Consider the following 17,404-nt stretch of genomic DNA (forward strand, 5'->3'; position numbering starts at 1 on the left):
GAAGAACTGCGCATCGCGCAGTTCTTCCACAAAAGGTCCAGCGCTTGCGCTGGTCCGGGTCGAGGGGCGGACAGCCCCCGCGGGGTCCGGGGCAGCGCCCCGGCGCGACGCCTTGCGATGGGTGAAGGATCACTCGACGTCGAGTGGCACGACCTCGACGGAGGGCGGCCTTTCGCCGCCGCGCTTCACGTAGACGAGGTGCTGGAGCGGCACGGCGTGCCAGGTCCCGTGATCCCGCGTGAGCGGCTCGGAGGCGATGATGCACGAGCTTGCGTCCTCGTCTGCCGAGAGCATTCGCCATTCGCCGTCGTACAGGCCGTACGATTTTCCGATCGTGTACCAGATCCGGAGCACCCGCTCCTCTGGCGGGTGGAAATCGTCTCCGAGCCCGTCGTATTGGCCGAGCCCGTACGTATAACAGACGGCGACGAGGTCGTTGCCGTCCGAGAGAAAGAGGTTCATCGGGGAAAACGTGCGGATGCCGAGCTCGCGCCGGATCCCCGCCACGATCCGCAGCGCGGAGGTGACGCCGCGGGCGATGTCGAGCGCGCTGAGGTCCGCGTGCGGATCGGGCAGTTGCGAGAGCAGGAGCGCGTAGAACCACTCGCTGTCGGTCGTCCCGCGGATTGCGCGCGCGATCTCGGGCCGGATCTTCGGCAGGAGCGCGAACTTCATCTCGTCGAACCGCGCGAGTTGCCCATTGTGGGCGAGGGCGAGCCGCGCGCCCTCGAACTGGAACGGATGCAGGTTCTGCTCGTGGATGATGGCGCGCGTGTCGTATGGCACGCCGCGCAGGTGCGCGAGCAGCGCCGTCGCGCGCACCTTCGCTGCGAGCGCGCGCAGGTTCCGGTCATAGATCGCGAGCTGCGTGCTGCGGTAGGCGAAGGGTAGATCCGGGCGCTCCGAGCGCGCGTCCCACGCGAGCAGCCCCGAGCCTGCGAGGTTCAGTCGCGTGTAGAACGCGGCCTGATGCGTTTGGTTCACGAACGAAACATCGGGCTTGTAGAGCAGATCTTCGAGGAAGATCGGCTCGCCGAGGTAGGCGAGGACGCGACACATGGGAGACTCATGTCGCCCGGGACGCCCGCGCTTGCAAGCGCCAACGACGAGCGTTTGCGAGACCGCATCGTTGGGAAGTGGTATCGTCTCGGCCGAAGGGGAAGGGGCGAGGACGCGTGCAGGAGCGACGACGACGCATCGGTGGGGCCGCGGGCGCGCTCACGCTCGCATGCATTCTCATGGGCCCTTTGCCTGCGCGGGCCGGGGATCCTTCCCACGTCGCGCTTTGGCGCATGGAGGTGCACGGCGCGTATCTCCAGGGCGATCAGCGGCTCGGAGCGGGCACGCTCGCGCCGTACAACGGCTACGGGCTCTGGGCGCGGGTCGGCATCTCGGAGTTTCCTTGGAAATGGCTCGGGTACGACGTGCTCGGGCAGATTGGCGTGGTCGGCACGCCGCAGAGCAACTTCGACGTGGTCGCCGAGGCCGCCGTCGCGTTCGCGCCCGCGCGCTGGAAGGGGAGCGTGGATGGCTCGATCGTCCTCGGCGTGGGCGGCGGCTTCGGATTCGAGCGCCCCGTGTGGCTCGGCCGCGGGGGCACGGGGTATCCGCTGCTCCTCGCGCGGCTGACGCTCCTGCCGAAGAAGAAGATCCGCTTCTTTGCATCCTTTCGGTTCACGCCCATCACCCCGGACGACGGCTGGGTGCGCTCCTACGACATCGAGGTCACGGGAGGGTATCAATGGTGGTATCTCGGCCTCCGTGGGCGCATCGACGACGTGACGCAGGGCGATCCCGAGCGGTTGTACCGTACGTACTGGCTCGGGCCGACTGCGGGCTTGGTGCTTCGATGAGCCGCGCTTGGGCAAACGGGTTTTTCTTGGTCGCCCTCCTGCTCGCCGGCTGCGGCCTCGACCCGGTGCGGGTCTCGGATCGGGTCTCGACGCGGGACATGCTCGTCGGCGTGACGGCGCTCGACGACGGCGCGGCGGCGGCGATTGACGTGCGGGTCGGCAGCCCCATCGGCACGGTCGAGCTCACGGGCGGCGATGCGCTGTTCGTCACGGTGGACGGGACCCGCCGACCGATGACCGAGGGGCAAAGCAATGGCGCCCCGATCTATTCGGTCAACCTCGACGCGCTGCCGGGTGATTTCCTCCTCGACCTCGAACGGCAAAACGATCGCGACGTGCACGGCGTCGTCGTCGAGGTCTCGCCCCCGTTCACGCTTGCCGTCGAGGGCCTCACGCAGGACCTCCCGCTCTCGCTCTCCTGGGATGCCGATCCCGAAGGCGGCAAGGTCTCGATCTCGGTCCAGGGCGATTGCATCGACGCGCTCACGCGTTCGCTCGACGAGGACACGGGCGCGCTCGTGATCACGCAGGCCGAGCTCCGCCCGCCGCCTGCGGGGCCGCCTCTCGCGCCTTGTGAGGTCCAGATCACGGTCTCGCGGACGAACACTACCCGCGACGCGCTTTTCTCGACGAACCCCGGCGGAAACGTCACCACGAGCGCCGAGCAACGTCGGACGATCGCGGTCACCTGGACGCCCTGAAGCCCCATCCACGGACGCCCGACATTCCTTCGCATGCGCATTCGTTCGCACCTGCTCCTCCTCGCGTTCGGCGTCATCTTGCCGGTCGCGGCGTTCTCCGGGTACCTGACGGCGCGGCTCGCCTTGCGCGAGCAACAGACCTTCGCGCAAGGCTCGATCGAGCGCCTGCGGTCCACGATGAGCGCCATCGACGCGCAGGTGCAGGGCCAGATCACGGCGCTCCACGCGCTCGCCTCCCTGCGCGCGCTGGAGACCGGGGACATCGCGACGTACCACGAGGAAGCCGTTCGCGTCCTCCGCTCGCAGCCCGCCTGGATCAACGTGATCCTCGCGCGCCCCGACGGCGAGATCGTCGACAACGCGGTCGCCCCGGAGGCATTGACGAGCCACCGGTATCTGGTCGAGCCCGAAGTCGCGCTGCGCGCGGCGACCACGCGCGCGCCGGCGATCGGCTCCATGGTCACGTCGCCCTCCGTGAAAACGCGGGGCGTCAACGTCGTCGTGCCCGTGATCTACGACGGCCAGGTCCGGTACGTCCTACTCGCTTTCGTCAAGCCCGAGTTTTTCCTCACGCCGATCGAAAAACAGCGCATGGGTCAGGGCTGGGTCAGTGGGCTCATCGATTCCCACGGGACGTTCATCGCGCGCGTCCCGGCCATTCCCAAGGAAAAAGCAGGCGGACCGTTCCTCGCGGCAGTCGCCCGCGCGCCCGAAGGGTGGTATCGCGGCCTGACCACGGAAGGGTACGACGCGTATACGGCCCACATCACCTCGGGGTTCACGAACTGGAGCATCGGGCTCGGCATTCCGGCCGAAGAGGTGCTGAGCGGCGCGAGGCGCACGGGGTGGGCGATGGGCGGCGGCATTGCGAGCTCCCTCGCCCTCGCCTCCCTCCTCGCATTGTGGCTCGGCCGGCGCGTCTCGCGCCCCGTCGTCGCGCTCGCGCGGGCGGCGCCTGCCATTGCGACGGGCACGGCCATGAATACGCGCGGCATGGAGCACGTCGCCGAAGTCCGCACCGTCGCCCTCGCGCTGAACGAGGCGGCGGCGGCCGTGCGCGAGCGTCAAGCGCTGCTCGAACGCGAAAAACGAGCCTTGCAGGAGGGCGACCGCGCGAAGGACGAATTCATTGCCATGATGAGCCACGAGCTCCGAAATCCGCTCGCGGCGCTCACCTCGGCCAGCCACCTCCTCGACGTGGTCGATCCGCAGCACCCCGCGGCGAAGCATGCCCGCGAGGTCATCAAGCGCCAGACCAAGCACACGGCGCGCCTCGTGGAGGATTTGCTCGACATGAGCCGCATCGTCATGGGCAAGGCCCACCTCCAGCCGGAGGTCATGAACCTCGCCGACGCGGCGTCCGCGGTCGTTCAAACCTGGCGCTCCTCGGGTCGGTTCGAGCATCACCGCGTCACGCTGCACGCGGAGGCCGCGTGGATCCGGGCCGATCGTTCCCGCGTCGAGCAGATCCTCTCGAACCTCCTCGACAATGCGCTCAAGTTCAGCCCGAAAGGCTCGGCCATCGACGTGCGGGTAAAGGGCGACGATCGCGGCGCCGTGCTCGAGGTCGCCGATCAGGGGCCGGGACTCTCGGCCGCCATGATGGAGCATGTCTTTGATCTTTTCGTGCAAGGCGCGCAGGGGCTCGCTCGCAAATCCGGGGGCATGGGGATTGGCCTTGCCCTGGTGAAAAAACTCGCGGAGCTCCAGGGCGGGAGCGTCTCCGTCGCGAGCGAGGGTGAGGATCGCGGCGCCGTCTTCACCGTGCGTTTCCCTCGGGTCCCGGCGCCCACGACGACGGCCGCCTCGCCGCGCGCGCCGAAAGCGATCACCCCCAGGCGAATCCTGCTCATCGACGACAACGACGACATGCGAAAGACGCTCGCCACGTCGCTCTCGATGCAGGGGCACGAGGTGTGTGAGGCCGCGGATGGAAAGGCCGGCGTCGAGCTTGCCGGCAGCGTCGCGCTCGATGTCGCCGTCGTGGACCTCGGGCTCCCCGAGATCGATGGTTATGAAGTGGCGAGGCGGCTCCGGGCCCATCCTTCGACGCGCCACCTCGGCCTCGTCGCGCTCACCGGATATGGTCAGCTCGAGGACAAGCGCAAGGCGATCGAGGCTGGATTCGACGAGCATTTGACGAAGCCCGTCGATCTGGAAGCGCTGGAGGAGGCGATTGCGTTCGCAGCCTCGCGCGACCGTCCTCCGCGCGACGCCGAGCACGAATGAGCCTGCGGGCGGCGTGCGTCCACGTCGCCATGCGCTGGTCACGTGCGTGACCTGGGTGCGCACGAGATCTGGTTATTACGGGAACCAGGTTTTGCGTACATTTATTTTCGAAATGGAAATCGCTTGCAATGCTGCCCGAAGCAGAATAATGTTGAAGTTCACGCGGGCGGCTCCGGTTCCCGAAGGGGTTTCGTTGGATCTGCGTCACAGCCCACCTTGGTGAGCCCCTCGCGCGTTGACCCAACCACGGCGTGACGCTGCAAGACAATGTCGAGGCGCGCGATTGTACGCGTGACCCACGGACGTGCGCGTGCGGCGCTTCTCGACGTAATGACCATGTCGCCAGTCGTATTTTCGACCGGCGACGGTACCTCATTTCCATATCCCAGAAGGAACCGACATGACGCACAACCTTCGTTATTCCCTCGCGCTCGTCCTTGCTTCGCTCGGCCTCGCCGCTTGCGCCATCGGCGCGGACGAGGGCGAGGAGGACGTGGGAGCCGCTCCGGTCGCCCTCTCGGCCGAGGGCCGGTACATCATCAAGTTCAAGGATTACTCGCGGCGTGGCGCGTCGATCGCGGCCGCGGGCGGCAAGGTCGCGCGGGATCTGCCCGAGCAAGCGGCGAGCGCCGTGTACCTGCCCGACGTCGCCGTCCAGGCCATGGCGAACAATCCGAACGTCGAATACGTCGAGGTCGATCAGCGCCGCGAGCTTTACGGCCAGACGACGCCGTACGGCATTTCGATGGTGCAAGCGACCGACGCCGCTTTCTCGAGCGCGAGCGGCAGCACGAAGGTCTGCATCATCGACTCGGGTTTTCATGCCGGCCACGCCGATCTCCAGGGCCTGCCCGTCACGGGCGAGAGTGGCACCTCGTGGAACACGGATAGCTGCGGCCACGGCACGCACGTCGCCGGCACGATCGCCGCGGTGAACAACTCGCTGGGCGTCGTGGGCGTCGCGCCGGACAACGTCTCGCTCCACATCGTGAAGGTCTTCGACGGCGCCGATTGCGCCTGGTCGTACTCCTCGGATCTCGTGGCCGCGCTGAACGAATGCCGCAGCGCGGGCGCGAAGGTCGTGAGCATGAGCCTCGGCGGAAGCTTCTCCAGCAACACGGAGAACGCTGCGTTCGACAGCGCCTACGCCGCGGGCGTGCTCAGCATCGCGGCCGCGGGCAACGGCGGCAACAACAGGACCTCGTATCCGGCCGGTTATGCGTCCGTCATGTCCGTGGCGGCCGTCGACTCGGCGAAGGCCAAGGCGGACTTCTCGCAATACAATGCCGACGTCGAGATCACGGCACCGGGCGTGCAGGTCCTCTCGACCGTGCCCTGGACGACGCCGACCCTCACGGTGGGCTCGGGCTCGTATGCGGGTTCGATCATCGACGGCGCGGCGGCGAAGAGCGTCTCGGGCGCGCTCGTCGATGGCGGGCTGTGCGACGCGGTCGGCTCGTGGGCGGGCAAGATCGTGCTTTGCCAGCGCGGCACGGTCAGCTTCGCCGACAAGGTCAACAATGCGCAGGCCGGCGGCGCCGCAGGCGCGGTCATTTACAACAACGTCTCCGGCGGCTTCGCGGGCACGCTCAATGGCACGAGCGCGATCCCGGCCATTGGCATCAGCATGGAGGACGGCCAGGCCCTCGTCGCGAGCTCGCTCGGCGCGAGCGGGGCGCTGAACACGGTGCAACAGATCCCGGGCACGGGGTACGAGGCGTGGGACGGCACCTCGATGGCGACGCCGCACGTCTCGGCCGTCGCGGCGCTCATCTGGAGCCAGAAGCCCGCGGCGACGAACAACGACGTCCGCAATGCGCTCACCTCGACCGCGGAGGACCTCGGCGCGGCCGGCCGCGACGTGAACTTCGGGTATGGCCTCGTGCGCGCGAAGAATGCGCTCGATGCACTGCTCAGCGGCAGCGGCGGCGGGCCCACGTGCGGCGCGTCCGGCGCGACCTGCGCGGTCGGCTCGGATTGCTGCTCGGGCACCTGCGGCGTCAAGGGCAAGAAGGTCTGCAAGTAAGCCGCTTGATCAGCGGGGATCCGGCACCCGGATCCCCGCACATTCTTCGCGTTTTTCCCGCCTTCCCTGCATTCGCGCCCCCCCGATGAATTGCCTGGCACCATTCCCCGGTGACGGGCGTGCCCACGCGAAAATATATTTACAAAGGACAAACTCGTTCGATAGGGTTTGCCCATGACTTTCGCGAAATCACGACACCGAGTTTTCCCTTGGCTGGCCCTCGCGGCATTGGCTGTGCCCGCGGCCGCTTTCGCCTCGGCTTGCTCCGGGACCGCCACGCAACCCGCGCCGGAGGACACCTGCACGCCGGACCTCGCATCCATTCAGGAAACGGTCTTCGCGCGGGCTTGTTCACAAGCGGGCTGCCACGCGTCCGTCGAGCCCGCGGGGTTCCTCGACCTCGTATCGCCGGGGCTCGAACAGCGGCTCGTCGGGGCGCCCTCGAAGACGTGCGAAAACAAGCTCCTTGTGACGCCGGGGAATCCGGATGCCTCGTTCCTGATCGAAAAGCTCAGGCTCGCGATGCCTGGTTGCGGCCTTCGCATGCCGCCCACGGGCGCCCTCCCGGCGGACGAGGTCGCGTGCGTCGAATCCTGGATCGCCGGGCTCCCCGAGGGCGGGGGCGGGCCCGACGCTGGACCCGACGGCGAGGCCGACAGCGGGACCGATGCGCCGTCCTGCGAGACGTGCGGCGGCGCGAATTGTGTCGATCTCGCCACGGATGCCTCACATTGTGGCATATGCGGCCATGCCTGCGGCGCCGGCGAAGTCTGCAATGCCGGCACGTGCGCCGCGACGTGTGGCATGCTCGACGTGTGCGGGGCCTCCTGCGTCGATACGCAGACCGACCCGAACAACTGCGGCGCTTGCGGCCACGCGTGCGCGACCGGGCAAACCTGCGCGGGCGGGACCTGCACGTGCGGCAGCGGGAGCGTCTCGTTCGCCAACGACGTCCAGCCCCTCTTCACCGCGAACTGCGCTTCCGCTGGCTGCCACAAGGGAGTCAACGCGCAGGAAGGACTCGATTTGAGCGCCGGAAAGGCGTATGCCGAGCTCGTCGACGTCGCCGCCTCGCAATGCAACGACGGCCGCAAGCTCGTCCTGCCCGGCGACCCCGCGCAGAGTTACCTCATCGACAAGATGATGAATGTCGAGCTCTGCTCGGGGACGAAGATGCCCAAGCTCGGGCTGCTCCCTTCGCCGCAGGTCACCACGGTGGCGAACTGGATCTGCGCCGGCGCGCCGAACAACTGAGAGGGGGTACCGCAGCGTAGCGCCGGGGTTTCACCCCGGACCCGACCAGGGGTTGTCCACCCCTGGACCCGGACCAGCGCAAGCGCTGGACCCGGGGCGACAGCGCGCGATGCGCGCTGTCGACAGGGAAAATGCTTCTGGCGAGCAGGGCAGCGCTGCTGTCTCAGCTGGCAACGCCGCTCGTGGTCTTGCCCCGGGTCCGTCCGAGAAACCGGGCATCGCGCGGTTTCTCGGCCCTCGGTCCAGGCCGTGCCTGGTCCGGGGTGAAGGGGGCGGACAGCCCCCTTCTGGGGTGCGGGGCAAAGCCCCGCGCATCCCTGTGGAACACCCTCTGAGAGGGATCAGGTCCCTGCGACCTGCAGACCGTCGAAGACGAGCGTGGGGGCGCGGCCCGAGGAGTAGAGGAAGGGATCGTTCCCGACGGCGATGAGGCGCTTCCACACGTCGACGTGGCGACCGGCGATGTTCATCTCGGCGATCGGCTCGGCGATCTTGCCGCCGCGGATCACGAAGCCCTGCACGCCGAGCGAGAAATCGCCGGTCGCGTCGTTCGAGTTCCCGCCGAGGAACGACGTGACGAGCAGGCCATCCTTCACGTCGAGCGCGAGCGCGGCTTGTGTCTTCGTGCCGAGCTTCCAGGCGAGGTTCGTCGAGCTGCCCGTGGTCGGGGCCATGCCGAGCTTCTTGCCGTAATACGTGTCGATGTAATGGTTCTTGAGGACGCCCTTCTCGAACATCGGCAATCGCCGCGCGGCCATGCCCTCGCTGTCGAACGGCCGCGTGCCGAGCCCCTTCGGCAGGAGCGGGTCGTCCGCGAAATCTAGTTTGTCGCTGCCGAACGGTTTGCCCACGAACCCTTCCAGGAACGAGCGCTTCTGCTGCAGCGCGGCGCCGCTGAGCGGGCGGAGCAAGTAACTCACGAAGCGGCCCGAGGCGCGGTTGTCGATGATCACCGGCATCACGGCCGAGGGGCCCTTCTTGGAGCCGCGCCGCGCGAGCGCCCGCTCGGTCGCGCGGCGTCCCACGGAGGCCGGGTCGGGCAGGTCCGCGTACATCCGCACATAGGCGTACTCGCCCTCCTCGGGCCGCCGCCCGTCGTCGTCCTTGATGCTCACGTCGGCCGAGATCGAGAACTCCGTGCCCGCGAAGCTCGCTTCGAGCCCGTTCGAATGCACCTGCGTCGTCTCGTTCCGCGCATGGTAGCCATTCGTGGAGACACTCAGGATCGCCTCGCTCCCCTTGACGGATCGCGCCGCCTCTTCAATGCCCTGCGCCGTGCGGCGCAGGTCGAGCGCGGTGATGCTCTCGATCCGCGGATCGGCGAGCGACAGGCCCTCCGGCGCCGCCTTCGAATAAAGCGCGGGATCCGGCAGGCTCCGGTGCGGATCTTTCGCGAGCGTGCGCGTGAGGCCGATGGCGTTCTCCAGGAACGACGCGAGGCCCTCGGGGCGCAGATCACTCGTCGAGCAGGCCGAATACCGCCCGTCGACGAAGAGCCGCACGTCGAGCCCGCGGCTCGTCGCCTCCGTGATCTTCTCCAGCTTGCCGTCGCGCCACGTGACGTCGACCTCCCGCTTCACCCGCGCGACGGCCGCGACTTCGGTCGCGCCTTTTTGTTTGGCAAGAGAAACGGCATCCCTGGCGATCTTCAGCATGGCTTCGTTCGTCATGACGCTCCCTCAGCCTTTCGCGCTCGCCTTGTCGCCCTGGCCGCCCACCGTGATCGAGGAGACGCGCACCGTGGGAAGGCCCTGCGAGACGGGCACGCTCTGCACGTCCTTGCCGCAGGTCCAGCCGCCCTCGTCGATGACGAGGTCCTTGCCGACCATGTCGATGCGCTCGAGCACCTTGGGGCCGTTGCCGATGATGTTCACGTCCTTGATCGGCCGCGTCAGCTTGCCGTCCTCGATGAGGAAGCCGTTCTTCACGTAAAACGTGAAATCGCCGGCGCCGATCTGGACCTGGCCGTTGGAAAAACTCTGGCAGTAGATGCCGCGCTTGACCGAGGACAGGATCTCGTCGTGCTCGTGCGGCCCGGGCAGCATGTACGTCGCGCGCATGCGCGGCATCGGCGGGTGTTGGTAGCTCTGCCGCCGGCCGTTGCCCGTGGGCTTCAGGCCGTAGTGCTTCGCCGAGATGGAGTCGTGCATGTACGTCGCGAGGATGCCCCGATCGACGAGCGTCGTCGTGCCCGCGGGGTTGCCCTCGTCGTCCACGTTGATCGCGCCGCGCGCGTAGGGCTGCGCCGCGTCGTCGACGATGTTCACGAAGGGCTTGGCGATGGGCTTGCCGATCTTGTCCGCGTAGATCGAGGTGCCCTTGCGATTGAAATCGGCCTCCATGCCGTGGCCGATCGCCTCGTGCAGGAGGATGCCCGACGAGCCGGCCGCGAGCACCACGGGCATCTCCCCGGCCGGCGCCGGGACCGCTTCGAAGAGCACGGTCGTCCGCGCGACCGCCTCGCGCACCACGCGACCCACGGTCTCGGCCGAATAAAAATCGAGCCCCCGCCGGCCCGCCACGTTGTAGCCGTTCGTCTCCTTGCGACCGCCTTGCTCGGCGACGCACGAGACGCCGAGGATCGTCATCGGCTGGAAATCCTCGACGAGCCGCCCCTGGCTGTCGGCGATGAGGATCGCGCCCGCCTCGTCCATGAAGGTGACGCTCACCTTCTTGATGCGGCCATCCGCCTTGAAGATCGCCGCGTTCACGCCGTCGAGGATCGGAAGCTTCTGCCCGGGCTTGATGCCGTCCCAGGGCACGTCGAGCGCGTACCTCTGCGGCAGCGCCGTCCCGACCGCGAACGCCGTGGGCACGGGCCGCGCCGGCCCGTCCGCGACCGCCGCCGCCGTCTGCGCCGCGCGTTTGATCGCCTCGCGCGTGAGCTCCTCCGTGTACGCGTAGCCCGTCTGATCGCCGCGCACCACGCGCACGCCCACGCCGAGCTCGACGCGCGTGTAGGCGCGGTTCACCTCGCCGTCTTCGAGCTGCAATCCATTGGTGACGCGGTGCTGGAAGAAGAGGTCGGCGTGATCGGCGCCGCGCGAGAGCGCCTCCGCGAGCGCGTCGCGGATCATCCCCTCGTCCACGCCGAACCGGCTGAAATACGAGACCCGCGGCGCGTCGGCCGAGGGCACGGCCGCGGCCATGGTGGGCTTTTCGAGCGCCTGCCCCGCGCAGCCGAGCAAGAACCCGCTTGCCGAGGCCGCCGCGATGCTCGACGCTCCCATCTCGATGAATTGCCTCCGGTTCAGGCGAAGATCGTGGCCCATCGTTTGAGCTCCAGGTGAAAGTACGGTCACGACGATACACCCACGTCCACACGCGAGCACGCGGATTCAACAGGTGAGCCGCGTTTCGACGTCTCCGTCCGGGTGGTTCGTCCGGGAACTTCGATCCATAACGTCATGCCGCAGCGCGGCACGGCCTGCCGCTTGCAACCAATGCCGTGCCGTGGTCTACAGCGTCGTACCATCGAACGGGTAGACGCTCCGGGACGACGCGTGTGAACGCCGAACGCGGATTCATCCTGACTCCGACCTACCGGATCCACGACGATCGGACCGAGGTGCATTTGTACGCCGTCCTCGCGTGCGGCGAGCCCGCGCTCCTCGTGCACGATCAGCATCGGCCGTATCTGTTCGTCCGCGTGGAGGACGCGACCGTGGCGCGCCGCGTCGCGAGCGAGCGCCTGTCCGAAACGCCCCTCGTCTCGTTCGCCGGAGATCCCGTCTTGCGAATCGAGGCCCCGAACCCCGAGCGTCTCGCCGCGCTTCGATCGTCCCTCGTCGCGAGCGGCGTGATCCCGCTCGAAGCGGACGTGCGTTTCGTGCAGCGTTTCCTCGTGGATCACGGCATCCGCGGCGCCTTCTCCGTCGAGGGCCCTTTCGAGCGCCGCCGCGGCGTCGGGCGCGTCTACGTGAACCCGCACATCGAGCCGGCCTCGTTCGTCCCGCGCCTCTCCGTGCTCTCGTTCGACATCGAGACGAGCCTCGACGGCGCCCACCTCTTCTCCATCGCCGCCGCGGGGCAAGGCGGCGAGCGCGTCTTTCTGATGCAAGGCGGCGCTGCGACGAACTTGCCCGCCTCGGTAGACGTTTTCCCCGACGAACGTTCCCTCCTCGCCGCTTTCTTCGAGCACGTACAAAAAGCCGACCCCGACGTGCTCACCGGCTGGAGCCTGCCCGATTTCGACCTCCCGCAGCTCGTCGCGTTCGCCCGCCGCGCGCGCCTCCCGTGCTCGCTCGGCCGCGCCTCGGGCAACCCCACGATCCGCCGTGATCCCGGCTTCACCCGCGAGGCGCGCGCGTTCGTCCCCGGCCGCGTCGTGCTCGACGGGCTCGCGCTCGTGCGTGGCGCGTTCGTGCGGCTCGACGACTATCGCCTGGAGACCGCGGCGCGCGCCATCCTCGGCCGCGGAAAACTGTTTGGCCCCGAGGGACGCGCCGACGCCATCGAGACCGCCTTCCGCGACGACCCCGCCGCGCTCGCCGCGTACAACCTCGAAGACGCTCGGCTGGTCCTCGAGATCGTGCAGAAGCTCGGCCTCGTCGAGCTCGCCGTCGAGCGCAGCCTGCTCACGGGCATGCCGCCGGATCGCGTCGGATCGCAGATCGCCGCCGTGGATTCGCTCTACCTCGGCGAGCTCCGGGGCCGCGGCCGTGTCGCGCCTTCGGTCGTCCGCGATGACGACCTCGAAGCGACCCCGCTCGCGGGTGGCCTCGTCCTCGATGGAAAACCCGGGTTTTTCCGGAACGTCCTCGTCTACGATTTCAAGAGCCTCTATCCGAGCATCATCCGCACCTTCAACATCGACCCCTTCACCTTCGCAGGCGAGGGCAAACCCGGGGATGCGAGCGTCGTCCACGTCCCCGGCGGTGCGACGTTCCGGCGGGACGAGCGCGGCATCCTGCCCGATCTCGTGGCGCGGCTCGGCCACGAGCGGCAGGAGGCGCGGCGGAGCGGCGACGAGCGACGCGCGCAGGCCATCAAGATCCTCATGAACTCGCTCTACGGCGTCCTCGGCTCGCCCGCGTCGCGCCTCTTTTCGCCGCCCGTGGCGAGCGCGATCCCGCTCGCTGGGCAATGGGTCATCCGCGTCGCGGCCCGCGCCGCCGGCTCGCTCCCCGGCCATCGCGTGCTTTATGGCGACACCGACTCGCTCTTCGTCGACGTGGGCGAGCCCGATCCCGAGAAAGCCGCGGCGTACGCGCACGTGCTCCGCGAGCACATCGCCGGCGAGGTCGATCGCGCGATCGGCCACGCGTTTTCTGTCGAGAGCCACCTCGATCTCGCCTTCGCGAAGATGTACGCGCGGTTTTTCCTGCCCGAGATGCGCGGCCGCGCCGAGGGCAGCAAGAAGCGGTACGCGGGGCTCGTGTATCGACCGAGCGGCGACGGCGAGGTCGAGATCGTCGGCCTCGAAGCCGTCCGGCGCGATACGAGCGCGATCGCGCGCAGGTTCCAGCGCGAGCTTCTGGATCGCGTCTTTCACGATCGCCCCGTCGAGCCATTTGTTCTCGCGTTCGTCGAGGACCTCCGGGCGGGCCGCTTCGACGCGGAGCTCGTCTACCGCAAGGCGTTACGCAAGCCGCTCGACGCGTACACGAAGACCACGCCGCCGCACGTGAAGGCGGCGCGCAGGCTCGGCGGGGACGCGGGCCGCGTCGTCTCGTACGTGGTCACGAAAAACGGCCCCGAGCCCACGCGCGCGCGTTCGTCCCCATTGGACCACGAGCATTACGTCGAGCATCAGATCAAGCCGATCGCCGACGCGGTGCTGCGTCTCTCGGGCGGGCGCGATTTCGACGACGTCACGGGCGCGCGGCGCCAGCTCTCGCTCTTCTGACGTGCCCCGGTGACAGACCCACGCGCGGGGAGTATCGTCCCGCGCCATGCAATACACCCGACTCGGCCGCACGGCCCTCAAGGTCAGCCGACTTTGCCTCGGCACGATGAACTTCGGCCCCCAGACGAGCGAAGAGGACTCGTTCCGCATCATGGACCGCGCCCTCGAGCTCGGGATCAACTTCTTCGATACGGCCAACGTGTACGGCTGGAAGAAGGGCGAGGGCTGGACGGAGCAGATCGTTGGCCGCTGGTTCGCCCAGGGAGGCGGGCGCCGCGAGAAGACCGTGATCGCGACGAAGGTCTACGGCGGCATGGGCGACTGGCCGAATACCTCGCGTCTCTCGGCGCTGCACATCCGGCAGGCGTGCGAGGAGTCGCTCCGGCGACTGCAGACCGATCACATCGACATCTACCAGATGCACCACGTCGATCGCGATGCGCCGTGGGACGAGATCTGGCAAGCGATGGAGGTCCTCGTCCAGCAGGGCAAGGTGATCTACGTGGGCTCGTCGAATTTCGCCGGCTGGCACATCGCGCAGGCGAACGAGGCCGCGAAATCGCGCCATTTCCTGGGGCTCGTCTCGGAGCAGAGCCTCTACAACTTGATCGACCGCACGATCGAGCTCGAAGTGATCCCTGCCTGTGAGCACTACGGGCTCGGCCTCATCCCGTGGAGCCCGCTCAAGGGCGGCATCCTCGGCGGCGCCCTCAAGAAAGAAAAAGAAGGGCGGCTCGCCACCGATTTCGCGCAGAAGAACCTCGCCAAATACCGCGAAAAACTCGAGCAGTTCGAGGCGCTCGCGGAAGGTCTCGGCAAGCCCGCCGCCGACGTCGGGCTCGCGTGGCTCCTCGCGCAGCCCGTCGTGACCGCGCCGATCATTGGACCACGTACGATCGAGCAGCTCGACGGCACCGTGCGCGCGCTCGATCTGAAGCTCGACCCGGCGACCCTGAAGAAGCTCGACGAGATCTTCCCCGGCCCCGGGGGCGCCGCGCCCGAAGCGTATGCGTGGTGAGTGACGGCATCTCGTCTCTTCCTGGGGCCGCCGCGCCGGGGCGCCGCCCCGGACCCCGCGGGGGCTGTTCGCCCCTCGACCCGACCCAGCGCAAGCGCTGGACTCGGGTTGGAAGAACCGCGCGATGCGCGGTTCTTCCACGAGCCGGTGGCAAGACCAGGGACGGCGTTGCCCATCGAAATGGCAGCGCGGCTGTCTCGATGGGCAGCGTCGCTCGCCGGTCTTGCCTCGGCCTGTTCGATGAACTGCGCATCGCGCAGTTCATCGACCCTGGGTCCAGCGCTTGCGCTGGTCCGGGCCCCGGGGCGGATAGCCCCGGGTGGGGCCTGGGGCAACGCCCCAGCGCAGCGCCTCCCAGATGAGACCCATGGTCAGCGATCGAGTACGCTCGGCCCGTGACGTTTCGCCGGGCTGCCCTGTCCTTCCTGCTGTTCGTCCTTGCGCTCGTTTCCTGGGCGCCGCGCGCCCTCGCGCATCCGTACATGCTGCCGGGCGGGCGCGAGAAGGACGTGCTCGCGCTCTTCGCCCCCTTCATGCTCGGCAAGGAGGTCGCCGCGGGGTTCGCGCTCTGGAACGTCTCCATCGAGCCGCAACGGATCGTCGTCGGCCTGCGTGAGCCGAAGGGGCGCGAGGTCCGCGTCACCCTGGTTCACCCCGAAGACGAGGCCACGCGCCCCACGTCCCCGCGCTCGTCGAGCTTCGTGGCCGTGCAGGATCCCACGGAGGATCCCGCGGCCGAAAAGGCGGTCGCGACGCTGATCGAAGCTCTCGCGCGAAACGATCGAGGAGGCTTGTGGATCGAGCCGCCGCGCCCGAAGCCCACGTCGATCGTGCCCGGCGTGACCACGAGCTCGCCGCGCGTGGCGGCGTATTCTGCGGGGCAATGGGGGGATCTCGATGGGATCGTCGCGCTCTTCGGGTTCGTCGTGCTCGCCACGATCCTCGCCGCGCGGCTCACGCGAGACGAGCCTGCGTGGATCCGCGGGGCGCTCGTCGCGATCGTCCTCGCCGGCGCGGCCACGCGGTTCTGGCTCTCGCCGATTTCGTTCCTCGGCGCCTGGCCCTGGACGCGCCTCTGGCCGAACGTGCGCGCCGTCGCCGATGGCCCCGTGCTCGAAGCGATCGCCGCGCGCGCGGGCGGCCCGTTTTACCTGACCGACGTCATCGCGTGGACGAACTTCGGTTACGCGGCCGCGATGCCGCTCGTGCTCTTCGGGCACGCGACGTATCTCCTCCGCGATCCACGCGCCGGCCTCTTCGCCGCGTTCGCCGTCGCCTTCTTGCCGCAGCACATTCGTTTCTCGCGCTGCGAGGACGCGTTCGTCCCCTCGCTCGTGATCACCTCCCTCTCGTTCGCGCTGATCCACGCGTGGCTGCGGGATCCCTCGCGTGTCTTCCGCATCGTCGCGATTGCCTGCCTGCCGGCCGCGCTTTACACGGGGTATCTGCTCCGGCCGCTGAACATCCTGTTCATCGTCGTCTACATGGCCGCCGTCGTCTCGCTCCACCCGGAGACGGCGCCTCCGGTGCGTCGCGTGCTCGGCCTGCTCGTCGTCGCCGGAATGGGCATGCTCGTGTTTCCGGTGTTTCTCTCGACGAACGAGGCGGCCGTGAAGACAGCCCTCTTTTCCCCGGGCTGGCTGTTCGACACGGGGCGCGCGTTTCTCGTGCCGAAGCTCTTCGTGCTCACCGATCCCGCCGTGACGCCGCCCGTGCTCGTGGTGCTGGCGGTGGCCGGCGCGATCCTCGGGTATCGCGCGGGGGAACGCAGGCTCGTCGTGTTTCTCCTCGGCTGGATCGCGATCTTCACGATCGCGCACGCCTTCGTCATGGAGGAGACGATGCGCCCGCGGTATCACCTGCACCTCGTCGTGCCCTTCCTCTTCCTCGGCGCGATCGCGGTGTCGTGGCTCTGGCAGCGGAGGCGCATGGGTGTCTACGTCGCGTGCGGGGCGCTTCTCGTGGCGCCCTTGCTGCATCGGGGGTGGATCCAGGACATCGGGTATACCGAGATGCGCGAGCACGCATTCGTGCAGAAAGCCCGCGAGATCGTGCCCGAGGGCTGCACCGTGATCGAGTACGCCGGCGCGGATGCCCAGGCGAAAGAGCTTCGCTTCGCCCGGATCGGCGCGCGCGCGCGGCGTGATCGCGGCAGCGATCGTTATCGTGTCGTCCCCGCGTTCGCCCCGGGGGTGAGCCCCGAGGTGAAGATCGAAAAGCCGCTCGAAGAGCTGCTCCGTGACCCGCCGGCCTGCCTGTACCTCTACGAGGGCTTGCCGTGTTGGTCCCAGAAAAACGCGGACGAGGCGTACGCGGGGATGTGCAGCGAGCTTCGGCAAACGCTCGACGCGGAGGTCGTGATGCAGGGGGAGGTGCCGCTCGTGATGTACGACCGGCAAAACACGCCGCCCGGTCGCCGCGATGGGCCGAACGTCACATTCTGGTTGTCGCGGGCGCGCGTGGGGGCGAGATAAA

At 68.2% G+C, this 17,404-nt stretch carries 11 protein-coding genes; 8 read left to right on the forward strand and 3 right to left on the reverse strand.

The window, feature by feature from the left end; translation table 11 throughout:
* Positions 1-129: 129 nt before the first annotated feature.
* Complete coding sequence (locus tag KEG57_RS33620; RefSeq protein ID WP_272428224.1) at positions 130-1,059, reverse strand: class II glutamine amidotransferase; 930 nt, start codon at positions 1,057-1,059, stop codon at positions 130-132.
* A 116-nt stretch (positions 1,060-1,175) separates the two neighbouring features.
* Between KEG57_RS33620 and KEG57_RS33625 the strand changes: the two genes are divergently transcribed.
* The 5 genes from KEG57_RS33625 to KEG57_RS33645 all read left to right on the forward strand — a co-directional run bounded on the left by KEG57_RS33625 (position 1,176) and on the right by KEG57_RS33645 (position 8,063).
* Complete coding sequence (locus KEG57_RS33625; protein WP_272428225.1) at positions 1,176-1,853, forward strand: hypothetical protein; 678 nt, start codon at positions 1,176-1,178, stop codon at positions 1,851-1,853.
* Between the two features lie 26 nt (positions 1,854-1,879).
* A complete protein-coding gene (locus tag KEG57_RS33630) occupies positions 1,880-2,554 on the forward strand; it encodes a hypothetical protein (protein ID WP_272459198.1) in 675 nt (224 codons plus the stop codon).
* A gap of 33 nt (positions 2,555-2,587) precedes the next feature.
* Positions 2,588-4,783, forward strand: coding sequence for a hybrid sensor histidine kinase/response regulator (locus tag KEG57_RS33635; protein ID WP_272428227.1), 2,196 nt, complete (start codon positions 2,588-2,590; stop codon positions 4,781-4,783).
* A gap of 400 nt (positions 4,784-5,183) precedes the next feature.
* The gene (locus KEG57_RS33640; protein WP_272428228.1) at positions 5,184-6,809 is read left to right on the forward strand and encodes a S8 family serine peptidase; all 1,626 of its coding nucleotides are present in this window, start codon (positions 5,184-5,186) and stop codon (positions 6,807-6,809) included.
* 174 nt (positions 6,810-6,983) lie between these two features.
* A complete protein-coding gene (locus KEG57_RS33645) occupies positions 6,984-8,063 on the forward strand; it encodes a hypothetical protein (RefSeq protein ID WP_272428229.1) in 1,080 nt (359 codons plus the stop codon).
* Between the two features lie 341 nt (positions 8,064-8,404).
* On the opposite strand, the gene KEG57_RS33650 is transcribed toward KEG57_RS33645, so the two are convergent.
* Positions 8,405-9,733, reverse strand: coding sequence for a TldD/PmbA family protein (locus KEG57_RS33650; RefSeq protein ID WP_272428230.1), 1,329 nt, complete (start codon positions 9,731-9,733; stop codon positions 8,405-8,407).
* Positions 9,734-9,742: 9 nt separating this feature from the next.
* A complete protein-coding gene (locus KEG57_RS33655) occupies positions 9,743-11,335 on the reverse strand; it encodes a TldD/PmbA family protein (protein ID WP_272428231.1) in 1,593 nt (530 codons plus the stop codon).
* 233 nt (positions 11,336-11,568) lie between these two features.
* Between KEG57_RS33655 and KEG57_RS33660 the strand changes: the two genes are divergently transcribed.
* The 3 genes from KEG57_RS33660 (at position 11,569) to KEG57_RS33670 (ending at position 17,403) form a co-directional block, all read left to right on the forward strand.
* Entirely contained in the window at positions 11,569-13,911 is a 2,343-nt protein-coding gene (locus KEG57_RS33660) for a DNA polymerase II (protein ID WP_272428232.1), read from the forward strand.
* Positions 13,912-13,957: 46 nt separating this feature from the next.
* Positions 13,958-14,929 carry an aldo/keto reductase gene (locus tag KEG57_RS33665; RefSeq protein WP_272428234.1) on the forward strand — a complete coding sequence of 324 codons (972 nt, stop codon included), beginning with the start codon at positions 13,958-13,960 and terminating at the stop codon, positions 14,927-14,929.
* Positions 14,930-15,324: 395 nt separating this feature from the next.
* A complete protein-coding gene (locus KEG57_RS33670) occupies positions 15,325-17,403 on the forward strand; it encodes a glycosyltransferase family protein (RefSeq protein ID WP_272428235.1) in 2,079 nt (692 codons plus the stop codon).
* Position 17,404 lies beyond the last annotated feature (1 nt).

The organism is Polyangium jinanense, from assembly GCF_028435365.1.

Coding starts and splice junctions, on each gene's coding strand:
- KEG57_RS33635 (WP_272428227.1), top strand. CDS start 2,588: ATGCGCATTCGTTCGCACCTGCTCCTCCTCGCGTTCGGCGTCATCTTG.
- KEG57_RS33645 (WP_272428229.1), top strand. CDS start 6,984: ATGACTTTCGCGAAATCACGACACCGAGTTTTCCCTTGGCTGGCCCTC.
- KEG57_RS33665 (WP_272428234.1), top strand. CDS start 13,958: ATGCAATACACCCGACTCGGCCGCACGGCCCTCAAGGTCAGCCGACTT.
- KEG57_RS33655 (WP_272428231.1), bottom strand. CDS start 11,335: ATGGGCCACGATCTTCGCCTGAACCGGAGGCAATTCATCGAGATGGGA.
- KEG57_RS33650 (WP_272428230.1), bottom strand. CDS start 9,733: ATGACGAACGAAGCCATGCTGAAGATCGCCAGGGATGCCGTTTCTCTT.
- KEG57_RS33640 (WP_272428228.1), top strand. CDS start 5,184: ATGACGCACAACCTTCGTTATTCCCTCGCGCTCGTCCTTGCTTCGCTC.
- KEG57_RS33620 (WP_272428224.1), bottom strand. CDS start 1,059: ATGTGTCGCGTCCTCGCCTACCTCGGCGAGCCGATCTTCCTCGAAGAT.